Origin of the sequence: Luteimonas sp. MC1572 (assembly GCF_016615815.1) — a bacterium.
Taxonomy (GTDB): Bacteria; Pseudomonadota; Gammaproteobacteria; order Xanthomonadales; family Xanthomonadaceae; genus Luteimonas.
The window spans coordinates 2908784-2926635 of record NZ_CP067112.1 but is presented as its reverse complement, the minus strand read 5'-3'; the positions used below and the strand labels follow the sequence as shown (position 1 = coordinate 2926635).

At 71.7% G+C, this 17852-nt stretch carries 18 protein-coding genes; 7 read left to right on the top strand and 11 right to left on the bottom strand.

Features of this window, described 5'->3' with window-relative positions; all coding sequences use genetic code 11:
- Positions 1 to 9: 9 nt before the first annotated feature.
- Complete coding sequence (gene glyS / locus JGR64_RS13400) at positions 10 to 2196, bottom strand: glycine--tRNA ligase subunit beta (RefSeq protein WP_199374079.1); 2187 nt, start codon at positions 2194 to 2196, stop codon at positions 10 to 12.
- Positions 2197 to 2213: 17 nt separating this feature from the next.
- Positions 2214 to 3125: a glycine--tRNA ligase subunit alpha gene (gene glyQ / locus JGR64_RS13395; protein ID WP_199374077.1), complete on the bottom strand. Its 912-nt coding sequence runs from the start codon at positions 3123 to 3125 to the stop codon at positions 2214 to 2216.
- An 87-nt stretch (positions 3126 to 3212) separates the two neighbouring features.
- Between glyQ and JGR64_RS13390 the strand changes: the two genes are divergently transcribed.
- The 3 genes from JGR64_RS13390 to JGR64_RS13380 all read left to right on the top strand — a co-directional run bounded on the left by JGR64_RS13390 (position 3213) and on the right by JGR64_RS13380 (position 6771).
- A complete protein-coding gene (locus tag JGR64_RS13390) occupies positions 3213 to 5027 on the top strand; it encodes a GspE/PulE family protein (protein WP_199374075.1) in 1815 nt (604 codons plus the stop codon).
- Positions 5028 to 5051: 24 nt separating this feature from the next.
- Complete coding sequence (locus tag JGR64_RS13385) at positions 5052 to 5789, top strand: glutamine amidotransferase (RefSeq protein ID WP_199374073.1); 738 nt, start codon at positions 5052 to 5054, stop codon at positions 5787 to 5789.
- A gap of 67 nt (positions 5790 to 5856) precedes the next feature.
- The gene (locus JGR64_RS13380; protein WP_199374071.1) at positions 5857 to 6771 is read left to right on the top strand and encodes a hypothetical protein; all 915 of its coding nucleotides are present in this window, start codon (positions 5857 to 5859) and stop codon (positions 6769 to 6771) included.
- Positions 6772 to 6779: 8 nt separating this feature from the next.
- Here the strand turns inward: JGR64_RS13380 and JGR64_RS13375 are convergent, their stop codons facing one another.
- The 5 genes from JGR64_RS13375 to JGR64_RS13355 form a co-directional block, all read right to left on the bottom strand.
- Entirely contained in the window at positions 6780 to 7469 is a 690-nt protein-coding gene (locus JGR64_RS13375; protein WP_199374069.1) for an RDD family protein, read from the bottom strand.
- The gene (gene tatC / locus JGR64_RS13370) at positions 7469 to 8224 is read right to left on the bottom strand and encodes a twin-arginine translocase subunit TatC (protein ID WP_199374067.1); all 756 of its coding nucleotides are present in this window, start codon (positions 8222 to 8224) and stop codon (positions 7469 to 7471) included. The genes JGR64_RS13375 and tatC overlap by 1 nt, the downstream gene beginning before the upstream one ends.
- Positions 8205 to 8645 (bottom strand): Sec-independent protein translocase protein TatB, encoded by a 441-nt coding sequence (tatB, locus tag JGR64_RS13365; RefSeq protein ID WP_199374065.1) that lies wholly within the window; start codon positions 8643 to 8645, stop codon positions 8205 to 8207. The genes tatC and tatB overlap by 20 nt, the downstream gene beginning before the upstream one ends.
- Positions 8646 to 8676: 31 nt before the next feature.
- The gene (gene tatA / locus JGR64_RS13360) at positions 8677 to 8901 is read right to left on the bottom strand and encodes a Sec-independent protein translocase subunit TatA (RefSeq protein WP_199374063.1); all 225 of its coding nucleotides are present in this window, start codon (positions 8899 to 8901) and stop codon (positions 8677 to 8679) included.
- A gap of 80 nt (positions 8902 to 8981) precedes the next feature.
- The gene (locus JGR64_RS13355) at positions 8982 to 9860 is read right to left on the bottom strand and encodes a lipid-binding SYLF domain-containing protein (RefSeq protein WP_199374379.1); all 879 of its coding nucleotides are present in this window, start codon (positions 9858 to 9860) and stop codon (positions 8982 to 8984) included.
- A 214-nt stretch (positions 9861 to 10074) separates the two neighbouring features.
- Between JGR64_RS13355 and hemH the strand changes: the two genes are divergently transcribed.
- Together hemH and JGR64_RS13345 are read left to right on the top strand one after the other, a co-directional pair.
- Positions 10075 to 11046 (top strand): ferrochelatase, encoded by a 972-nt coding sequence (gene hemH, locus JGR64_RS13350; protein ID WP_199374061.1) that lies wholly within the window; start codon positions 10075 to 10077, stop codon positions 11044 to 11046.
- The gene (locus tag JGR64_RS13345; RefSeq protein WP_199374059.1) at positions 11046 to 11888 is read left to right on the top strand and encodes an alpha/beta hydrolase; all 843 of its coding nucleotides are present in this window, start codon (positions 11046 to 11048) and stop codon (positions 11886 to 11888) included. The genes hemH and JGR64_RS13345 overlap by 1 nt, the downstream gene beginning before the upstream one ends.
- 21 nt (positions 11889 to 11909) lie before the next feature.
- On the opposite strand, the gene JGR64_RS13340 is transcribed toward JGR64_RS13345, so the two are convergent.
- The 3 genes from JGR64_RS13340 to ttcA form a co-directional block, all read right to left on the bottom strand.
- Complete coding sequence (locus tag JGR64_RS13340) at positions 11910 to 12722, bottom strand: SprT family zinc-dependent metalloprotease (protein ID WP_199374057.1); 813 nt, start codon at positions 12720 to 12722, stop codon at positions 11910 to 11912.
- A gap of 80 nt (positions 12723 to 12802) precedes the next feature.
- Entirely contained in the window at positions 12803 to 13708 is a 906-nt protein-coding gene (locus JGR64_RS13335; protein WP_199374055.1) for a recombination-associated protein RdgC, read from the bottom strand.
- 84 nt (positions 13709 to 13792) lie between these two features.
- Entirely contained in the window at positions 13793 to 14647 is an 855-nt protein-coding gene (gene ttcA, locus JGR64_RS13330; RefSeq protein WP_199374053.1) for a tRNA 2-thiocytidine(32) synthetase TtcA, read from the bottom strand.
- A gap of 104 nt (positions 14648 to 14751) precedes the next feature.
- Between ttcA and JGR64_RS13325 the strand changes: the two genes are divergently transcribed.
- Complete coding sequence (locus JGR64_RS13325) at positions 14752 to 16833, top strand: Ig-like domain-containing protein (RefSeq protein WP_199374050.1); 2082 nt, start codon at positions 14752 to 14754, stop codon at positions 16831 to 16833.
- A gap of 84 nt (positions 16834 to 16917) precedes the next feature.
- The gene (locus tag JGR64_RS13320) at positions 16918 to 17133 is read left to right on the top strand and encodes a YdcH family protein (protein ID WP_199374047.1); all 216 of its coding nucleotides are present in this window, start codon (positions 16918 to 16920) and stop codon (positions 17131 to 17133) included.
- 81 nt (positions 17134 to 17214) lie between these two features.
- Here JGR64_RS13320 and JGR64_RS13315 read toward each other — a convergent pair whose 3' ends face one another.
- Complete coding sequence (locus tag JGR64_RS13315) at positions 17215 to 17781, bottom strand: hypothetical protein (RefSeq protein ID WP_199374045.1); 567 nt, start codon at positions 17779 to 17781, stop codon at positions 17215 to 17217.
- Positions 17782 to 17852 lie beyond the last annotated feature (71 nt).

The window sequence follows — 17852 nt, the reverse complement described above, 5'->3', positions numbered from 1 at the left end:
CTGCCTGCATCAGGACGAAAGATGCTCGATCGCCGCCACCGCGCCCAGGCGCGCCGACAGCCGGCCAAGCAGCGCGAGGCGGTTGTCGCGCAGCGCGGTGTCGTCGACGTTCACCATCACCTCGTCGAAGAACGCATCCACCTGCGGGCGCAGGCGCGCCAGGCGCGCCAGTGCCGTGACGTAGTCGCCATTGGCCAGCGCTGGCGCGGTATCGGCTTCGGCGGCGGTGACCGCTTCGGCCAGCGCGCGCTCGGCGGGCTCGGCAAGCAGCGCCACATCGACATGGTCGGCGCGCGTGCCCTCGGCCTTCTTCAGGATGTTGCCGATGCGCTTGTTGGCGGCGGCCAGCGCCTCGGCCTCGGGCAGCGCCGCGAACGTGCCGATGGCGGCGACGCGGCGGTCGAAGTCGCGCAGCGACGCCGGGCGCAGTTCGGCCACCGCGGCGAAGTGCTGCGGCGGCACGCCGCGGTCGGTGTAGTAGCCGCGCAGGCGGTCGAGGATGAAGTCGTAGAGCTCGGTGGCCAGCACTTCCGGCGCCGGCGGAGGCGCGGCGGGCTTGCCGGCCTTGGCCGCGTCGCCGCCCGCGTCGGCCCTGGCGGCCAGCTGTGCGGCGTCGACCGCGGCGATGCCGGCGACCACGTGGCGCGCCGCGATCGCGGCCAGCGCCGGCAGGTCGAGCTCCAGACCGCTTTCGATCACGGTCCGCGCCAGGCCGAGCGCGGCGCGGCGCAGCGCGAACGGATCCTTGTTGCCGGTCGGCTTCTGGCCCGCGGCAAAGCCGCCGGCCAGGGTGTCGAGGCGCTCGGCGATCGCCAGCACCCGGCCCGCCGGCGACGGCGCGATGGCGTCGCCCGCGTGGCGCGGCTGCCAGGCCTCGTCGATGGCGTGGGCCAGCGCGAGGCGGTCGTCATGCGCGAGGTCTTGGAGCGACGCGTCCTGCATCGCGTAATAGCGACCGGCGATGCCCTGCAGCTCGGGGAACTCGTTGACCATGCGCGACTGCAGGTCGGCCTTGGACAGCAGCGCCGCGCGCGCCGCCAGCTCCGGATCGACGCCGACCGGGCGCGCGATGTCGCGCGCCAGCGCCGCCACGCGCGCGGCCTTGTCGGACACGCTGCCCAGCCGCGCCTGGTAGGTCACGCCCGCGAGGCCGGCATTCATCGATGCCAGGCCCTGCTTCATGTCTTCGACGAAGAAGAAGCGCGCGTCGGCAAAGCGTGGGCGGATCACGCGCTCGTAGCCCTTGCGGATCTCGGCCTCGTCCTTCGATTCGATGTTGGCGATGCCGATGAAGTGTTCGCCGAGGCGGCCGTCGGCGTCGAGCACCGGGAAGAACTTCTGGTTGGCTTCCATGGTCGCGATCAGCGCTTCATGCGGCACTGCCAGGAAGCCGGCGTCGAACGAACACGCGACCGCCTTCGGCCATTCCACCAGGCATTCCACCTCGGCCAGGTTGCCCGGCTCGATGCGCGCGCGGCCGCCGGCCGCGGCGGCCGCGGCCTCGACCTCGGCGACGATGCGCGCGCGGCGCTCCACCGGGTCCACCAGCACCCTGGCGGCGCGCATGGCGTCGACGTAGTCGCCGGGCTGGCCGATCCACACCGGCTTGTCGTGCATGAAGCGGTGGCCGCGGCTCATGCGGTCGGCGCTGGCGCCGAAGGCCGCGGCAGGTACGACCTGGTCGCCGAGCAGCACCACCAGCCAGTGCACGGGACGCGCGAAGGCGTGGCCGTGCGCGCCCCAGCGCATGGGCTTGGGGATCGGCATCGCGGCAATGGCGTCGGCGAGCACCGCGGGCAGCAGGTCGCGGGTGGCCGCGCCCGGCGTGACCGCACGGTGCACGAACCGCTCGCCCTTCTGGTCGCTGGTGCGCTCGAGCGCGGTCCAGTCCACGCCGGCCTTCTGCGCGAAGCCCTGCAGCGCGCGCGTCGGCTGGCCGTCGGCGTCGAGCGCGATGTTGACGTACGGCCCCAGCACCTCGCTGGCCTGCTCCGGCTGCAGCACGGCCACGCCGTCGAGCAGCGCGGCGATGCGCCGCGGCGAGTACAGCGGTCGCGCGTCGGCGGCGAAGGCGATGCCGCGGCGCGCCAGCGCGTCCTGCACGCCGGCGAGGAACGCCTGGGCCAGGCCGGGCAGCGCGGCGACCGGGAGTTCGTCGGTGCCGAGTTCGATGAGCAGCGGGGCGGTATCGGTCATTGCTGTGCCTTGGTGCGTCAGGCGGCCGAAGCCGGGGCCTGCTTGAGGCCCGGGAAGCCGAGCTTCTCGCGCTGTGCGTGGTAGCTCTCGGCCACCGCCTGCGACAGCCGGCGCACGCGCAGGATGTAGCGCTGGCGCTCGGTGACGCTGATCGCGCGGCGCGCGTCGAGCATGTTGAAGCTGTGGCTGGCCTTCATCGCCTGCTCGTAGGCCGGCAACGGCAGGTCGAGCGCGACGAGCTTCAGCGCCTCGGCCTCGCAGGCGTCGAAGCGGTGGAAAAGCTCGGCGACGTCGGCGTGCTCGAAGTTGTAGGTGCTCTGCTCGACTTCGTTCTGGTGGTAGACGTCGCGGTAGGTCACCGGCGTGCCGTCGGGGCCGTGCGTCCACACGATGTCGAACACGTTGTCGACGTTCTGCAGGTACATGCACAGGCGCTCGAGGCCGTAGGTGATCTCGCCGAGCACCGGACGGCACTCCATGCCACCGGCCTGCTGGAACCAGGTGAACTGGGTGACTTCCATGCCGTTGAGCCAGACTTCCCAGCCGAGGCCCCAGGCGCCGAGCGTCGGCGACTCCCAGTTGTCCTCGACCAGGCGCAGGTCGTGCACCAGCGGATCCACGCCCAGGCTCTTCAACGAATCGAAGTACAGCTCGACGATGTTGTCGGGGCTGGGCTTCATCGCCACCTGGTACTGGTAGTAGCGCTGCAGGCGGTTGGGGTTCTCGCCGTAGCGGCCGTCGGTCGGGCGGCGGCAGGGCTGCACGTAGGCGGCGTTCCACGGCTCCGGGCCCAGCGAGCGCAGGAAGGTCGCGGGATGGAAGGTGCCGGCACCCACCTCCAGGTCGAGCGGCTGGATCAGCACGCAGCCCTGCGCGGCCCAGAATTCGTTGAGCCGCTGGATCAGCTGCTGGAAGGTCGGTGCGGTCATGCGCGTTCGGTGCCCGTGGAAAGGCCGCGTGGCGGGGCGCGCTAGTATAGCGGCGCCCCCGCACGCCCCCATGCGGATGCCGGAGCGATGTTGCAGCCGCCTACTCCAATCCGCGACCACGCCACGCCTCCGCCCACGCGCCTGCCGCGCGGCCGCCTGGCGCTGGAACCGGTGCTTGCCGCGCTGGTCGCCGACGGCCTGCTCGCCGAGGACGATGCCGGGCGCGCACGCATCGCATCGCGCCAGGCCCGCGCGCTGGACGGCATCCATCCGCTGGTGCTGCTCGCCAACCTCAAGCTGCCCGCGCGCGTGCCGGTGGGCACCGACCTCAGCCTGGAGCGCCTGTCGCAGTGGCTCGCCGCTGCCTGCGGCCTGCCCTACCTGCGCATCGACCCGACCCGGGTCGACGTGGCCGTGACCACCGCGCTGGTGTCGCAGGCGTACGCGCGCCGCCATCGCATCCTCGCCGTCGAAGTCACCCCGACCCACGCGGTGCTCGCGACCAGCGAGCCGCTGGACACCGCCTGGCTGCCGGACCTGCAGCGCCTGCTGCGTCGCGAAGTCTCGCTGGTGGTGGCCAACCCGCTGGACATCGGCCGTTACGCCATGGAATTCCACGGCGTCACGCGTTCGGTGCGCGGCGCACGCGACACGCGCGAGGGCGGCGATGCCGGCCTGCCGAGCTTCGAGCAGCTGGTCGAGCTGGGCCGCGCCGGCGACGTCAACGCCGACGACCAGCACGTGGTGCACATCGTCGACTGGCTGCTGCAGTACGCCTACGAGCAGCGCGCCAGCGACATCCACCTCGAGCCGCGTCGCGAGGCCAGCCAGGTGCGGTTCCGCATCGACGGCGTGCTGCACAAGGTGTTCGAACTGCCGCCGCCGGTGATGGTGGGCGTGGTGAGCCGGGTCAAGGTGCTCGGGCGCATGGACCTGGCCGAGCGCCGGCGCCCGCAGGACGGGCGCATCAAGACGCGCTCGCCGGGCGGGCGCGAGGTCGAGATGCGCCTGTCGACCATGCCCACCGCGTTCGGCGAGAAGTGCGTGCTGCGCATCTTCGACCCGGACACCGCGTTCAAGCCGCTCGAGGCGCTGGGCTTCGATGCCGACGAGGCCGCGGCCTGGAACGACCTCACCACGCGTCCGCACGGCATCGTGCTGGTCACCGGCCCGACCGGCTCGGGCAAGACCACCACGCTGTATTCCACGCTCAAGCGCCTGGCCACGCCGGACCTCAACGTGTGCACCGTCGAGGACCCGATCGAGATGATCGCGCCCGAGCTCAACCAGATGCAGGTGCACAACGCGATCGACCTCGGCTTCGCGCAGGGCGTGCGCACGCTGCTGCGCCAGGACCCGGACATCATCATGATCGGCGAGATCCGCGACCTCGACACCGCGCAGATGGCGGTGCAGGCCTCGCTCACCGGCCACCTGGTGCTGTCCACGCTGCACACCAACGACGCGCCTTCGGCGGTCACGCGCCTGCTCGACCTGGGGCTGCCGCATTACCTGATCGCGTCCACGCTCAACGGCGTGCTGGCGCAGCGCCTGGTGCGCACGCTGTGCCCGCACTGCAAGGCGCCGGCGGAGGTGCCCGCCGATGACTGGCGCGCGCTGCTCGGCGAGGGTGCGCGCATCCCCGCGGGCACGCCGTTCGGCCCGGTCGGCTGCCTGGAGTGCCGCAACACCGGCTACTACGGACGCGTCGGCCTGTACGAACTGATGCCGGTGTCGCCCGCGCTGCGCGCGAAGATCAGCGCCGACATGGACCTCGCCGGCTTCGCCCGCGCCGGTGCCGCGGAGGGCCTGCGCACGCTGCGCATGGCCGGCGCGGAGAAGGTCGCACAGGGCCTCACCACGATTGCCGAGGTCGTCTCGGTGCTGCCGCCGCGCGAATAGCGGCGTGTCCATGGATCATTGCCGATGAGTCGCCGCCACGCCCCCTTCCTGGTCCTCGAAACCGGCCGCCCGGTCGCGTCGATGCGCCGCCACGGCGGTTTCGCGCACTGGATCCGCACCGCGGCCGGCCTCGCACGCGACGAGGTGAGGGTGGTCGACGTGCAGGCCGGCGCCAGGCCGCCGTCGCACCGCGGCTATGCCGGGGTCCTGGTCACCGGATCCGGCGCGATGGTCAGCCACCGCGAAGACTGGAGCGAACGCAGCGCCGAATGGCTGGGCGACGCGGCGCGCGACGGCGCCCCGGTGTTCGGCATCTGCTATGGCCACCAGCTGCTCGCGCATGCGCTGGGCGGCGAGGTCGGCGACAACCCGCGCGGCCGCGAGATGGGCACCGTCGCGCTCGACCTGCACCCGGATGCTGCCCACGACCCGCTGTTCGCCGGCCTCCCGCCGCGGATCTGCGCCCAGGCCACGCACCTGCAGAGCGTGCTGGCGCCGCCGGAAGGCGCGACCGTGCTGGCTGCGTCCGCGCTCGACGACTGCCACGCGTTCCGCTGGGGCGATGCCGCCTGGGGCGTGCAGTTCCACCCCGAGTTCAGCGGCACCCACATGCGCGGCTACATCGAAGCGCGCCGCGATGCGCTGGCCGGCGAGGGCCACGATCCGGTCGCGGTGCGCGACGCCGTGCGTGCCGCGCCGCGGGCCCGCGATGTGCTGCGCCGCTTCGTGCGCCACGCGCGTCGCGGCGGGGCCGTCGGGTAGGCGGCCGTCCAGTAGAATGTCGCCAGCGTGGCGACCGCCACGGACACGCTTGATTACGGGGAACGGCATGACCACGCGCGCGATGGGCCCGGTTGCGGGTTTCAGCTGGCTGAAACAGGCGATCAACCAGGGGGGCGGCAACCCGAAGGCCGTGTTTGGCGGCGCCGCGCTGCTGATGCTGGTGGCGCTGGTGCCCACCCTGGTGCAGATCGTGGTGCAGGGCGGCATGGGCGCGGTCAGCGCGCAGGCGACCATGGCGCTGCTGGGTTTCTCGGTGCTGTACTCGCTGGTGGTGATGGGCCCGCTGTTCGCCGGCTACCTGCGCCTGCTGCACGCCAACGAGTCGGGCGCGCCGGTGCATGCCACCTCGATCTTCCAGGTGTTCCAGGCCGGCCAGGGCGCGGGACGGGTGATCGCGGTCCTGCTGGTGGTGATCGTGGTCGGGCTGCTGCTGTTCGGTGCCATCGCGCTGGCGTTCGGCGGCGACTTCTTCGCCGAGATGGCGGTGGTGATGGAGGCGCTGGAGTCGGCGGAGCCCGGCGAGACGCCGGTGATCCCGGCGTTGCCGAGCGGCACCGGCACCCTGTTCGCGCTGCTGTTCATCGTCGGCGTGTTCTTCAACGGGGTGTATTCGCTCGCCCTGGGCCAGGCCGCGCTGGGTCGCGCGAGCGTGGGCCAGTCGCTGGCCGACGGCCTGCTGGGTGCGCTGAAGAACCTGTTGCCGCTGCTGGTCCTGACCGTCGCGGTGCTGGTGGTCGGACTGGTCGCGGTGTTCGTGCTCGCGCTCGCCGTCGCGCTGCTGATGGCGCTGGGCTCGTTCATCAACCCGGCGTTGGGCATGGTGCTGGCGGCGCCGCTGTACTTCGCGGCGATGGTCGCGGTGTACGTGGTGATGTTCGGCGTGATCTACGCCATGTGGCGCGACGTCTGCGGCGGCGCGGCCGACGCGGACAGCAGCAACGGACACGAAGTCGCGGCCTGAGCCGCCGCTCAGCCCAGCGCGCGTTCCAGCGCGGCCCGCAGCACGCCGCCGGCCGCGGACATCACCCAGGCGTTCGCCGCGAGCGTCGCGGCCGCGAGCAACCACAGCCATGCGCGTGCCCAGCCGGGCATGCGCGCCGTCGCGTCATCGGCCAGGCACACGCGCGTACCGCTGATGCGGTCGTGCAGCGCCGCGTGGCGTGGCGGCAGCGCGGCCAGCAGGTGGCCGACATTGAGCGTGAGCCAGGACAGGCCGCCGGCAACGAAACGCACGAGCAGCTGCGCGATGCGCGGCGGCTGGCCCGCGGCATCCACCACGCGCAGGCCGAGCGCGCGCTTGCCGGGCGTCGCCTGCCAGCGCGAGCGCTCGAAGCCGACGCACCACGCCATCCACGCGACCACGAACGCCGCCAGCGGCGGCAGCAGCATTGCGGACATGGCCGACTGCACATCGCCCGCCGCTGCCAGCAACACCGGGTCGCGCAACCAGCCATTGGCGAGGGCGAGCGGCGACTGCAGGGTCTGCAGTGCGTCGGCCATGCGCACGGCGGAAGCCTCGAAGAGCGTATGGGCTGCGGCCCCGAGCACGCCGGCCGAACGCTGCAGGTGTGTCCAACCCAACCCCACCACCGGCAGCGCAACCAGCACGGCATCCAGGCTCCACGCCGCGGCGCGCCGCCAGAAGCCGGCGGGTCGCATCAGTCGGCGCCGTCGCCCGCCGCGGGCTCGCGCCGCGACAGCGCACGCGCCGCCAGGATCCCGGCCTCGTACAGCAGGCACATCGGGATCGCCAGCATCAGCTGCGAGATCACGTCCGGAGGGGTGATCACCGCCGCCAGCACGAAGATGCCGACGATCGCGTAGCCGCGCGATTCGCGCAGCTGCGCGGGCGTCACCCAGCCCAGCAGCACCAGGATCACCAGTGCCACCGGCAGCTCGAAGCTGATGCCGAACGCCAGGAAGATCACCAGCACGAAATCCAGGTAGGCGTTGATGTCGGTCATCATCGCCACGCCCTCCGGCGTCACCGCGGTGAGGAAGGTGAACACCGACGGCAGCACCACGAAGAACGCGAACGCGCAGCCTGTGTAGAACAGGATCAGCGACGTTGCGAGCAGCGGCAGCGCCAGGCGCTTCTCGCGCCGGTACAGGCCCGGCGCCACGAACGCCCAGGCCTGGTACAGCAGCCACGGCATGCTCACCACCAAGGCCGCGAAGAACGCGAGCTTGAGCGGCGCGAAGAACGGCGAAGCGACTTCGACCGCGATCAGGTGCGCGCCTTCGGGCAGCTTGTCAATCAGCGGCTGCGCCAGCCACGCGTACAGGCGGTTGGCGAACGGCAGCATGGCCAGCAGCGCCACGCCCAGCCCCATCAGCCCGCGGATGATGCGCGCGCGCAGCTCCAGCAGGTGGTCGAACAGCTGGCTTTCGCCGCTATCGGTCTCCGCGGACATGCGTGTCTCCCGGGCCGGACGGCGCGTCGTCGCTGGTGGCACCGGGCTCCCCTGCGGCATCGGCGGGCGCCGGTGCGTCAACGGCTGGCGCGGGCGCGGGCGATGCGGCTGGCGCCCAGGGCTCTATCGCGTCGCTGACCTCGCCGCGCATGCGCTCGAAGTCGCGCCGCACCTCGTCGCCGCTGGCGCGCACGCGGTCGCGCAGGTCGCCGGCGGCTTCGCGGGTCTCGTCGATGCTGCGCTTGAGCTCCTCGGCGGCGAGTTCGCGCTCGAGTTCGGACTTCACCGAATACCACTGCGCGCGCGCGCGGCGCACCCACAGCCCGGCGAAGCGCGCCGCCTTGGGCAGGCGTTCGGGGCCGAGGACCACCAGGGCGACCACTGCGATCAGCAGCAGCTCGCCAAAGCCGAGGTCGAACATGCGTGCGTTCGCGAAGCGCCGGCCCGGAGGCTCAGCGCTTGACGTTGTCGTCGTGGTGTTCGGAGGCCTTGTCGCTTTCGCGCGACTGGTCGCCGAGCTGGCCGGCCGGCTTGTCGTCGTCGTCGGACATGCCCTTCTTGAAGCCCTTCACCGCTTCGCCCAGGTCACGGCCGGCGCCGCGCAGGCGCTTGGTGCCGAAGATCAGCAGCACGACCACCAGCACGATGAGCCAATGCCAGATGCTGAAACTGCCCATGCTGCTCTACCTGGATTCCGTCGGGTGCTCAGGATAACAAGACGCCCCGCGCGGCGCGTGCCGGCGGGACGCGCGTGCAATTACCAACGCGGTTCCGGGAGCGGCTCGGGCAGCGATTCAGGCAGCGGCTCGGCGAACACCGGGCTGTCCTCGACCGGTTCGAAGGCCGAAGGCGCCGCGCTGCCCGCGGCGATCGGCCGGGTGTCGACGACCGCAGTCGCAGGCGCCGCAGGCGCGCTGTAGCCCGTGCGGCCTTGGGCTGCGGTCGTGCCCCGGTTGCTGCGCGCCAGCGCGGTGGCTTCTTCCAGGCGGTCGCGGAAATCCACCACCGCGGCCGACGGCTGGCCCCTGGCGCGGCCCTCGAAGATCATCCTCGGCGTGGTGTCGCGGCCGTAGACGGACTCGTTGGCGGAGTCGTCGATCGACAGCACCGCGCCGTCGAGCGCCACGCCGGCGAACAGGCCGCGCGCGCGCGACCACGACCAGATCTCGGCTTTCAGCTCGCCGTCGGTGGCGGTGGACGCATTGCGGCCCAGCGGACCCGCGGCCACCGCGGCATCGGCGCCGAGGGTGAACTTGCCGTTGACGATCGACTCCAGGCCGCGGTCGCTGCGGAACACCAGCACCACGTCGGCCGACTGCACGCCCGCCTGGAAGCCGATGCTGCCGCCGGTGAGCGTCACGAAGCTCGGGTTGGACCAGGTGCCATCGGGATTCTTGACCGACATCAGCCCGCGGCCGCGGCGGCCGCCAAGCACCAGGCCGGCCTTGATGGTGTCGGGCACCACCACGATCGCGCGCGCTTCGTCGAACAGCTTGTCCGGAATCCCGGACTCCGGGATCTGCTGGATGTCGGTGAGCACGCGCACGGCATTCAGCGCGCGCGCATCCTGGTCCGGGCCGGCAACGGCGGGCGCGGCGACGAGGGCGAGCGCGAGCGCGGCGGCAAGCGCGGGCATGCGGAGCTGGTTACGCGTGGCGGACATGGCGGACTCCGGAAAGGGATGGCACGAGGATGCGGCGGGTGGCGCGTGCTGTCGAGCGGGCACGATGTCGACCGCGGCGCGAAGGCCGTCAGGCTATGCGCAGCGCGATGAATCGGCGATGAGGCGGCGAACCCTTAGACTGGCGCCTGTTGCCGAACGCCACGCGCATCCCGCGAAGCCATCGCCCATGACCGAACTCCATCCCGCCCCCGGCGACACGCTGTTGCTGGTCAACCTCGGTACGCCCGCGGCGCCGACGCCCGAGGCCATCCGCACGTACCTCGCCGAATTCCTGTCCGATCCGCGCGTGGTCGCGCTGCCGCGCTGGCTGTGGCAGCCGATCCTGCGCCTGGCGGTGCTGCCGCGGCGCTCGAAGGCGGTCGCGCACAAGTACGAACAGGTGTGGATGGACGGCGGCTCGCCGCTGGCGGTGCACACGCGCCGGCTGGCCGAAGCGGTGCAGGCGCGCATGCCCGGCGTGCGCGTGGTGCACGCGATGCGCTACGGCGCGCCGGTGCTGGAAGCAGAACTCGTCGCCGCACGCGACCGCGACGGGCGGGTGGTGGTGCTGCCGCTGTATCCGCAGTACTCCACCACCACCACCGCGTCGGTGGTCGACGTGGTGCGCAGGGTGATGCCGGCCGCACAGGTGCGCGTGGTCGACGAGTATTCGGTGGATCCCGGCTGGGTGCACGCGGTGGCCGCGTCGATCCGCGCGCACTGGCAGGCCAACGGCCGCGGCGAACTGCTGCTGTTCTCGTTCCATGGCATCCCGCAGCGGCTGGTGGATGCCGGTGATCCCTACGAGCGCCAGTGCCATGCCGGGGCGCAGGCGATCGTCGCCGCGCTTGGACTCGAGGACGGCGAATGGCAGACCGCGTTCCAGTCGCGCTTCGGTGCGGGCGCCTGGCTCAAGCCCGCGACCGACGCCACGTTGCGCGCGCTGGCAGGAGCCGGCACGCGCCGCGTCGACGTGGTCTGCCCGGGCTTCTCGGCCGACTGCCTGGAGACGCTCGAGGAGATCGCGATCCAGAACGCGGAACTGTTCCGCGAACATGGTGGCGAGACGCTCGCCTACATCCCCTGCCTCAACGACGCGCCGGCGCACGCCGACGCGATCGCGGCCATCGCCATGCGCGAACTTGCGGCGTGGCGCTGATGGACGCCTTCGAACTCGACGTGCCGCTGGGCAAGGTGCGCGGCCTGAGCGCCGGAACGGCGGGTGCGACGCCGGTGCTGGCCTTGCATGGCTGGCTCGACAACGCCGCGAGCTTCATTCCACTGGCACCGCACCTCGCGGGCGTCGACCTGCGCGCGGTCGACCTGCCCGGGCACGGCGCCAGCGACCACCTCGCCGCGGGCGCCGACTATTCGTTCGCCGGCGCCGTGCATTCGGTGCTCGACATCGCCGACGCGCTCGGCTGGGAGCGCTTCGCGCTGCTCGGCCATTCAATGGGCGCCGGCATCGCCAGCCTGGTGGCCGCCGCGTGCCCCGAGCGGGTGACGCGGCTGGTGGCGATCGAGGCGCTGGGCGCGCTGGCGGAAACGCCGGAGAACACCGTCTCGCGGCTGCGCGATGCCGTGGCCGCGACCCGCGCGCTGCCCGGCAAGCGCCTGCGCGTGTTCCCCGACCTCGAGATCGCGGTGCGCGCGCGCATGAAGGCCAACGGGCTGACAGAACCGGTGGCACGGCTGCTGGTGGAGCGCGGCGTGCTGGCGGTGGAAGGTGGCTGGAGCTGGAGCAGCGATCCGCGCCTGACCCTGCCGACCATGGTGCGCATGACCGAGGCGCAGGTCGACGACCTGGTGGCCGGCATCACCTGCCCGACACGGGTGGTGTTCGCCGACCCCGCGCAGGTCTACCTGCCGGATGCGCTGCGCCGCGCTCGCGCCGCGCGCCTGCCCGATGGCGACATGACCATCATCGCCGGCAGCCACCACCTGCACATGGAAGATCCGCAGGCGGTTGCCGACGCGATCGGCGATTTCCTCGTCCGCTGAGCGCCGCGCCGCAGGCGCCCGTCAAGGCGGGGAAGCGGTGTCCCCGGACAGCAGCACGCGCAGCGCGGCCTTGAGCTGGCGGCCTTCGCTGCGGAAATAGTCGCGCTCGGCGCGCCAGTCCGGGCAGCGCGCCTCCACCTCGTGCCAGAACGCCGGCGAATGATCGGGCCGCAGCAGGTGGCAGAGCTCGTGCACCAGCACGTATTCGAACGCCGACGGCCGGCCGAGCACCAGCGCCAGGTCGAGCGCGAGCGTGCCGTCCGGCGCCAGCGAACCCCACTGCGAGGACATCGGCTTCAGGCGCATGCGCGCGGGCGCCCGCGGCAGGCCGGGCAGGTAGCCGGGCAGCCAGCGGCCGACGTCGGCGCGCGCTTCGCTCTCGTAGAACTCGCGCAGTGCGCGGCGCAGCGCGGTGCCGCCGCCACGCGCGGTGTCGCGGAACACCAGGCCGTCGGCATCGCGCACCACGCAGGCGAAGCGCCCGCGCTCCCAGCGCAGCGGCAGCAGTTCGCCCCGCAGCGGCAGCGCGTCGGTGACGCCACGCTGCAGCGGCGTGATGTGGTCGATGGCATGCGCGCGCAGCTGCGCCTGCAGCCAGTCGCTGTGTTCGCGCAGGAAACGCTCGCCCGCATCCAGGCTGGCGCGCGGCGGCAGCGTCAGGCGCGCGCCGCGTTCATCGACCGACAGGCGCACGCGCCGCGCGCGCGGGTCGCGCACGCGCAGCACATCGATGGAGCTGCCATCGTCCATCGCGAGCGCGACGGTGTCGCGCTGGACGTTGCGGGTGCCCGGTGCAATGGACTTCGGAAGCAGCAGGCGGAGCAGGGACGACATGCGCGCATTCTACCGGTGCGCGCACGCAACGCGCATGCGTGATGCATGCGCGCGTGCGACGACGTTGCGATGCACCGCGTTCAGGCGTCGACGCGCGACAGCTTGAGCGCGGGCTCGAGCACTTCGAACAGGCGCCGCACTTCGGCCGACATCAGCGCGAACTGCGCGTCGAGCTCCGCGCGCTGGTCGGCGCGGTCGCCGCTGTCGAGCTGGTCGACCACGCCGTCGAGGAACTTCAGCTTGCGCACCACCAGGTCTTCGCCGAGCACGAACGACACGTGGTCGTCGAGGTTGAGCGCCAGGCGGGTGACCTGCTTTCCGGCCTCGAGGTGGTGGGTGATCTCGTCGCTGCCGAGGTCCTGGCGCTGGCACTTCACCACCGCGCCCTTGTCGTTGGCGTCCTTCATCTCGCATTCCTCGCCGAGCGTCAGGCCGTCGGGAAGCTTCTCGCCGGCGATCCAGCCGGTCAGCACGCTGCGCGGCGCGACTTCCGCATTCAGCGGCAGGGCCGGGAAGCTGCCCAGCGCCTCGCGCAGCTGCGACACCACCGCCTCGGCGCTCTTGCGCGACGAGGAGTCGACGATGCACAGCCCGTTCTTCAGGTCGATCATGGCGTCGGTGCGCGTCGGGCGCACGAACGCACGCGGCAGCAGCTCGTGCACCAGGTCGTCCTTGAGGCGCTTGCGCGCGCGCCCGCCGGGGCGGCGGCCTTCGCGTTCTTCCAGCTCGTCGAGCTTGCGCGCGAGCATGTCGTTGACCACCGCCGACGGCAGCAGGCGGTCCTCGCCTCCCACGGCCACCCAGATGGCGTCGGGCACGCGGTGGGCGAAGGCTTCGGTGTCACGGCCGAGCGGCGCGACGAAACCGCGCGAGGAGAGTTCCAGCGGGCCGACCGGCTTCAGCGGCTGCGCGGCAAGCGCGTCTTCGAGTGCGGCGAGGTCGAGCGAGGTGGGGAAGCGGAACAGCGTGAGGTTGCGAAAGAACATGCGGGGGCAATCCAGGATCGGTGTGTCGGGGGCAATGGCGCGTCGTTCCCGCGGATGCGGGAAGACGCCCATCGGGCGTGGGGGTCAGTGCTCGGTACGGGGGGCGGGCCCGGCGTCGCTGCGGCCGAGGCCGGCGAAGTCGAACAGCGCCGGGTCGCCCAGCTGCGACGGGCGCACGTCGCCGAGCGCGCGCGCGATCTGGTCGATGCGGCCGGGCGTCTCGCGCTCCCAGTCCGCCATCATGCGCTGCACGTGCCTGCGCTGCAGGTTCTCCTGCGAGCCGCACAGGTTGCAGGGGATGATCGGGAAGCGCATGGCATCGGCATAGGCGGCGATATCGGCTTCCGCCACGTAGGCCAGCGGGCGGATCACCAGGTGGCGGCCGTCGTCGCTCAGCAGCTTCGGCGGCATGCCGGCGAGCTTCGCGTGGAAGAACATGTTGAGGAAGAACGTCGCCACCATGTCGTCGCGGTGGTGGCCCAGCGCGATGCGCGTGAAGCCGTGCTCGGCGGCGTGCGCGTACAGCGCGCCGCGGCGCAGGCGCGAGCACAGCGAGCACATGGTCTTGCCTTCCGGCACGACGCGCGCGACCACCGAATAGGTGTCCTGTTCGATGACGTGGAAGTCCACGCCGAGCGCGCGCAGGTAGTCGGGCAGCACGTGCGCCGGAAACCCCGGCTGCTTCTGGTCGAGGTTGACCGCGGTGAGCGAGAACGACACCGGCGCCTTCTTCTGCAGCTGCAGCAGGATGTCCAGCAGGGTGTAGCTGTCCTTGCCGCCGGACAGGCACACCATCACCTTGTCGCCGTCTTCGATCATGCCGAAATCGGCGATCGCGCGACCGACCTGGTGGCGCAGGCGCTTGGCCAGCTGCGGTGCCGGGGTGTCGGCGCGCGGCTTGCGCGGGGTCGGTTCGGCGAGGGGCAGGACGGTGCTCATCAGCGGGCCATTCTACCGGGGTGGCGGTTTTCGACACCGCAGTACGTATGTGTCTGGATTGCGCGGTGCCGTCGTGGCTGGCCGCGCCGCATCGGGCCTTGCACATGACCACCAGATCCAGCGCGTTGCTTGCCGTCGCGACCCTTTCCGTTGGCGCCGCGGTAGCCGCCGGCCTCAACCACGCGCCGGCCGACGACAGCACGCTCACCGTCCGCGATCGTCCCGTCACCATCGACGTGCTGGCCAACGATCCCGGCGTGACGGCCAGCACCGACCTGCGCCTGTACCGGCATCCGGCACACGGCAGCGCCTCCGTGGTGGGTCGCAGGGTGGTGTACACGCCGGCGCCGGGCTTCGCAGGGCGTGACCGCATCCAGTACTCGGTCAAGACCGGGCGCAGCTTCGGCATTGCCAGCGTGGAGATCCTCGTGGGCGACGCAGTGGTGCTCGATGGCGCCGTGACCGACGCTGGCGGCAACGCGCATGTCGCGGCCGGCGTTGGCGGCCACGTGTTCCGGGCGCGGGCAGGGGCGGACGGCCGCTACCGGCTCGAGGTGATCGGCCTGCCCGGCGACATGGTGACCCTGTCGGCGTCATCGGGCGACGTGGCCCTGCTGGCCGTGCCGGGCACCGTAGGGCGGCTGCGCGGCGAAGCCGGGGCCGACGGCGTGCTGACCCGCGACGAGAACAGCCAGGTGCAGCTCAGCCGTCTCAGCTCCGCACTCGCCTACCTGCTGCAGCTGGCCAACGGCGGAGCGCCGGTCGCGTCCGAAGCCGGGCTGCACGCGGCGCTGGGTGCGTACGACGCCGCGGCGCTGCTGGAGATGGCCGCGGCCATCAAGCTGGTGGCCGACGGGGACTATCCGCTGCCCGCCGGGATCACGGACACCCTTGCGCTGATCAGCGACGCGGATGCGTACCGGGCCTTCATCGCCGCGGTCGACGCCGATGACGCGCTGGCGCTGCGGGTGGCAGCCCTGGCGACGATGTTCGACGATGCGGTGCTGCCGATCGCGAGGCCCGAGGACTTTCTCGGCGCCCGCTCGCTGGCATCGCCGGCTGCGGGGGGCAATGTCCGGGTCGGCCTGATCGAGGGTGAGCGCCTCGACCTGCAGGCGGGCGGAGCGGGGCAGTTCCATGCGACCCACCCCACCGCGGACCCCAGCGCTGGATGGACATTCGGCGCGGGCAGCATGCGCGTGGTTCCGCACGCGCCGGCGGTCACCGAGGAAGACGGCTGGCTCGATGGCATCGCGACGCGCCGCCTGCGCAGCGTGGAGCGCCTCGACCATCGCCTGCTGGTGGAGGGCCTGGGCAGCGGGCGCGACCTGGTCGCCGTGACGGTGCATACGCGCCTGCGCTACCCGGACAACCCGGGAGCGCCCGACGAGCTGTACACGGCCCACCTGCTGCGGCTGTCCTACCGCGACGGTGCCACCGGCATCCCGTTCGTGGCAGCGGAAATCCCCGGGGTGCGCACCCTGCCGCTGCACCGCCCGGAAGCGTTCACCCTGTCGGGTGGCGGCGATGCGACCCAAGGCCATGCGCCGCACCGCTTCCTGCCGGGCGGCACCGGCATCGTGCTCGACGACGGCCAGGCATTCACCTGGTCACTCGAGGCGGACGGCAACCTCAGCCTGGCGTATGCCGATGGCGAGCACATGCGTGTGCGCCGCCTGATGCGCGACGGGCGCAAGGGCGAGGGCGTGCTGGCCAGCTTCGTGCTGCCGGGCGGGCTGCTGAGATCCGACTTCGCGCTATCCGCGGTACGCGATGGCAGCCTGGCTTTCGATGCGGCGGGCGTGGCGCGGGCGTGGCGTTCGGGCTTCGCCATCGGCCAGGCGATCCACGACGAATATCGCTTCGACTTCCACATCGTGCTCGACGGTCCGGGCCAGACCGGCTACCAGCTCAATGTCGGCGACGGCGTATCCACCAGCAGCCCCCTGCGCTGGGAGATCGAAGGCGGCGCCATGGTCGCGCGCCGCTATCGCGACAACCGGGGCTGGCAGGTCGAGTGCACGGTGGGCGTGGACGGCTGCGTGGTCTACCTGGAGCGGCGCTGGACCCCCATGTCCGCCAGCGGCGGGCGCATCTACGTCCACGAAGAACTGTGGATGATGGGCCCGGCGGACGGTGGCCTGGAGATGTACAGCCAGCGCGGCAACTTCTACGACGCCGGCTGAATGCCACGGTGCCGCGGCGCGGCCATTCGCACCCACTGCGGGCCGGGTGCCGGCTGCGCGCACAGCGTGTAACCTCGGACCGCCATGCACTTCTCCGACACTTCAGAGCAGGCTCGACTCGTACGCCGGCTGGTCGAGCTGAAGGCCGAGCATCGCGACCTCGACGCCGCGATCGCCGGCCTGCAGGCATCCATCGCGGCGGACGAGCTCGAGGTGAAGCGCCTCAAGAAGCGCAAGCTGCAGCTGAAGGATTGCATCGAGCGCCTGGAATCGGCGCTGATCCCCGACGAACCCGCCTGAGCCACGCCGATCACTTCGCTGCGGTCACCAGCGAAGCGGCCTCGAGCCGCAGCGGGGCCATGCAGGCCCCGCCGCGGATGCTCAGGGCACCCAGACCTGCTGTCGCGTCAGCACGTCGGCACTGATCTCGGACACCCGGCCGCCGGCGTCGAATGCCACCTGGATCTCGTCGAAGCTGCTGCGCCAGTAGCGCCAGACATTGGCGGCGAGATCGGGGTTTTCGCTGCTGATCGGATAGCCCAGCGACATCAGCACCTGTTCGCGGGTCATGCCGGCGGTCAGGCGCGCGCTGGCGATGGCATCGCGGATCTTGTCCGGGAATGCCGCCGCGGCGATCCGCGGATCCTCCGCCACCACGTAGCGCTGCGTGAAGCGCGCGCTGCCGAGGTCGCGGCTGTAGTCGTTGGCGAGCACGTGGCGTTTGCCGCCGATCAGGAGCCGCAGCTTCTTCGGGCCCTGGCCGGCGACCTTCACCGGCGTGCCGAACGGCACGATCGACATGCCTTCTTCATCGTAGTTGATGTCGCTCATCTCGCTGCCGTAGCTGCGCATGTTGCAGCACAGGTAGCCCTCGGGCTTGTCGGCGGCGTGGGCCACGGTGGCGGCCGCGAAGGCGGCGAGCGCAAGCAAGGTCCGGTTGAATCGCATGGCACAACTCCCTGTCGTCGATGCGCGGCCGGACGCGCCGCGTTCAATGCGGTTCGCAAGAGGCATGCAGG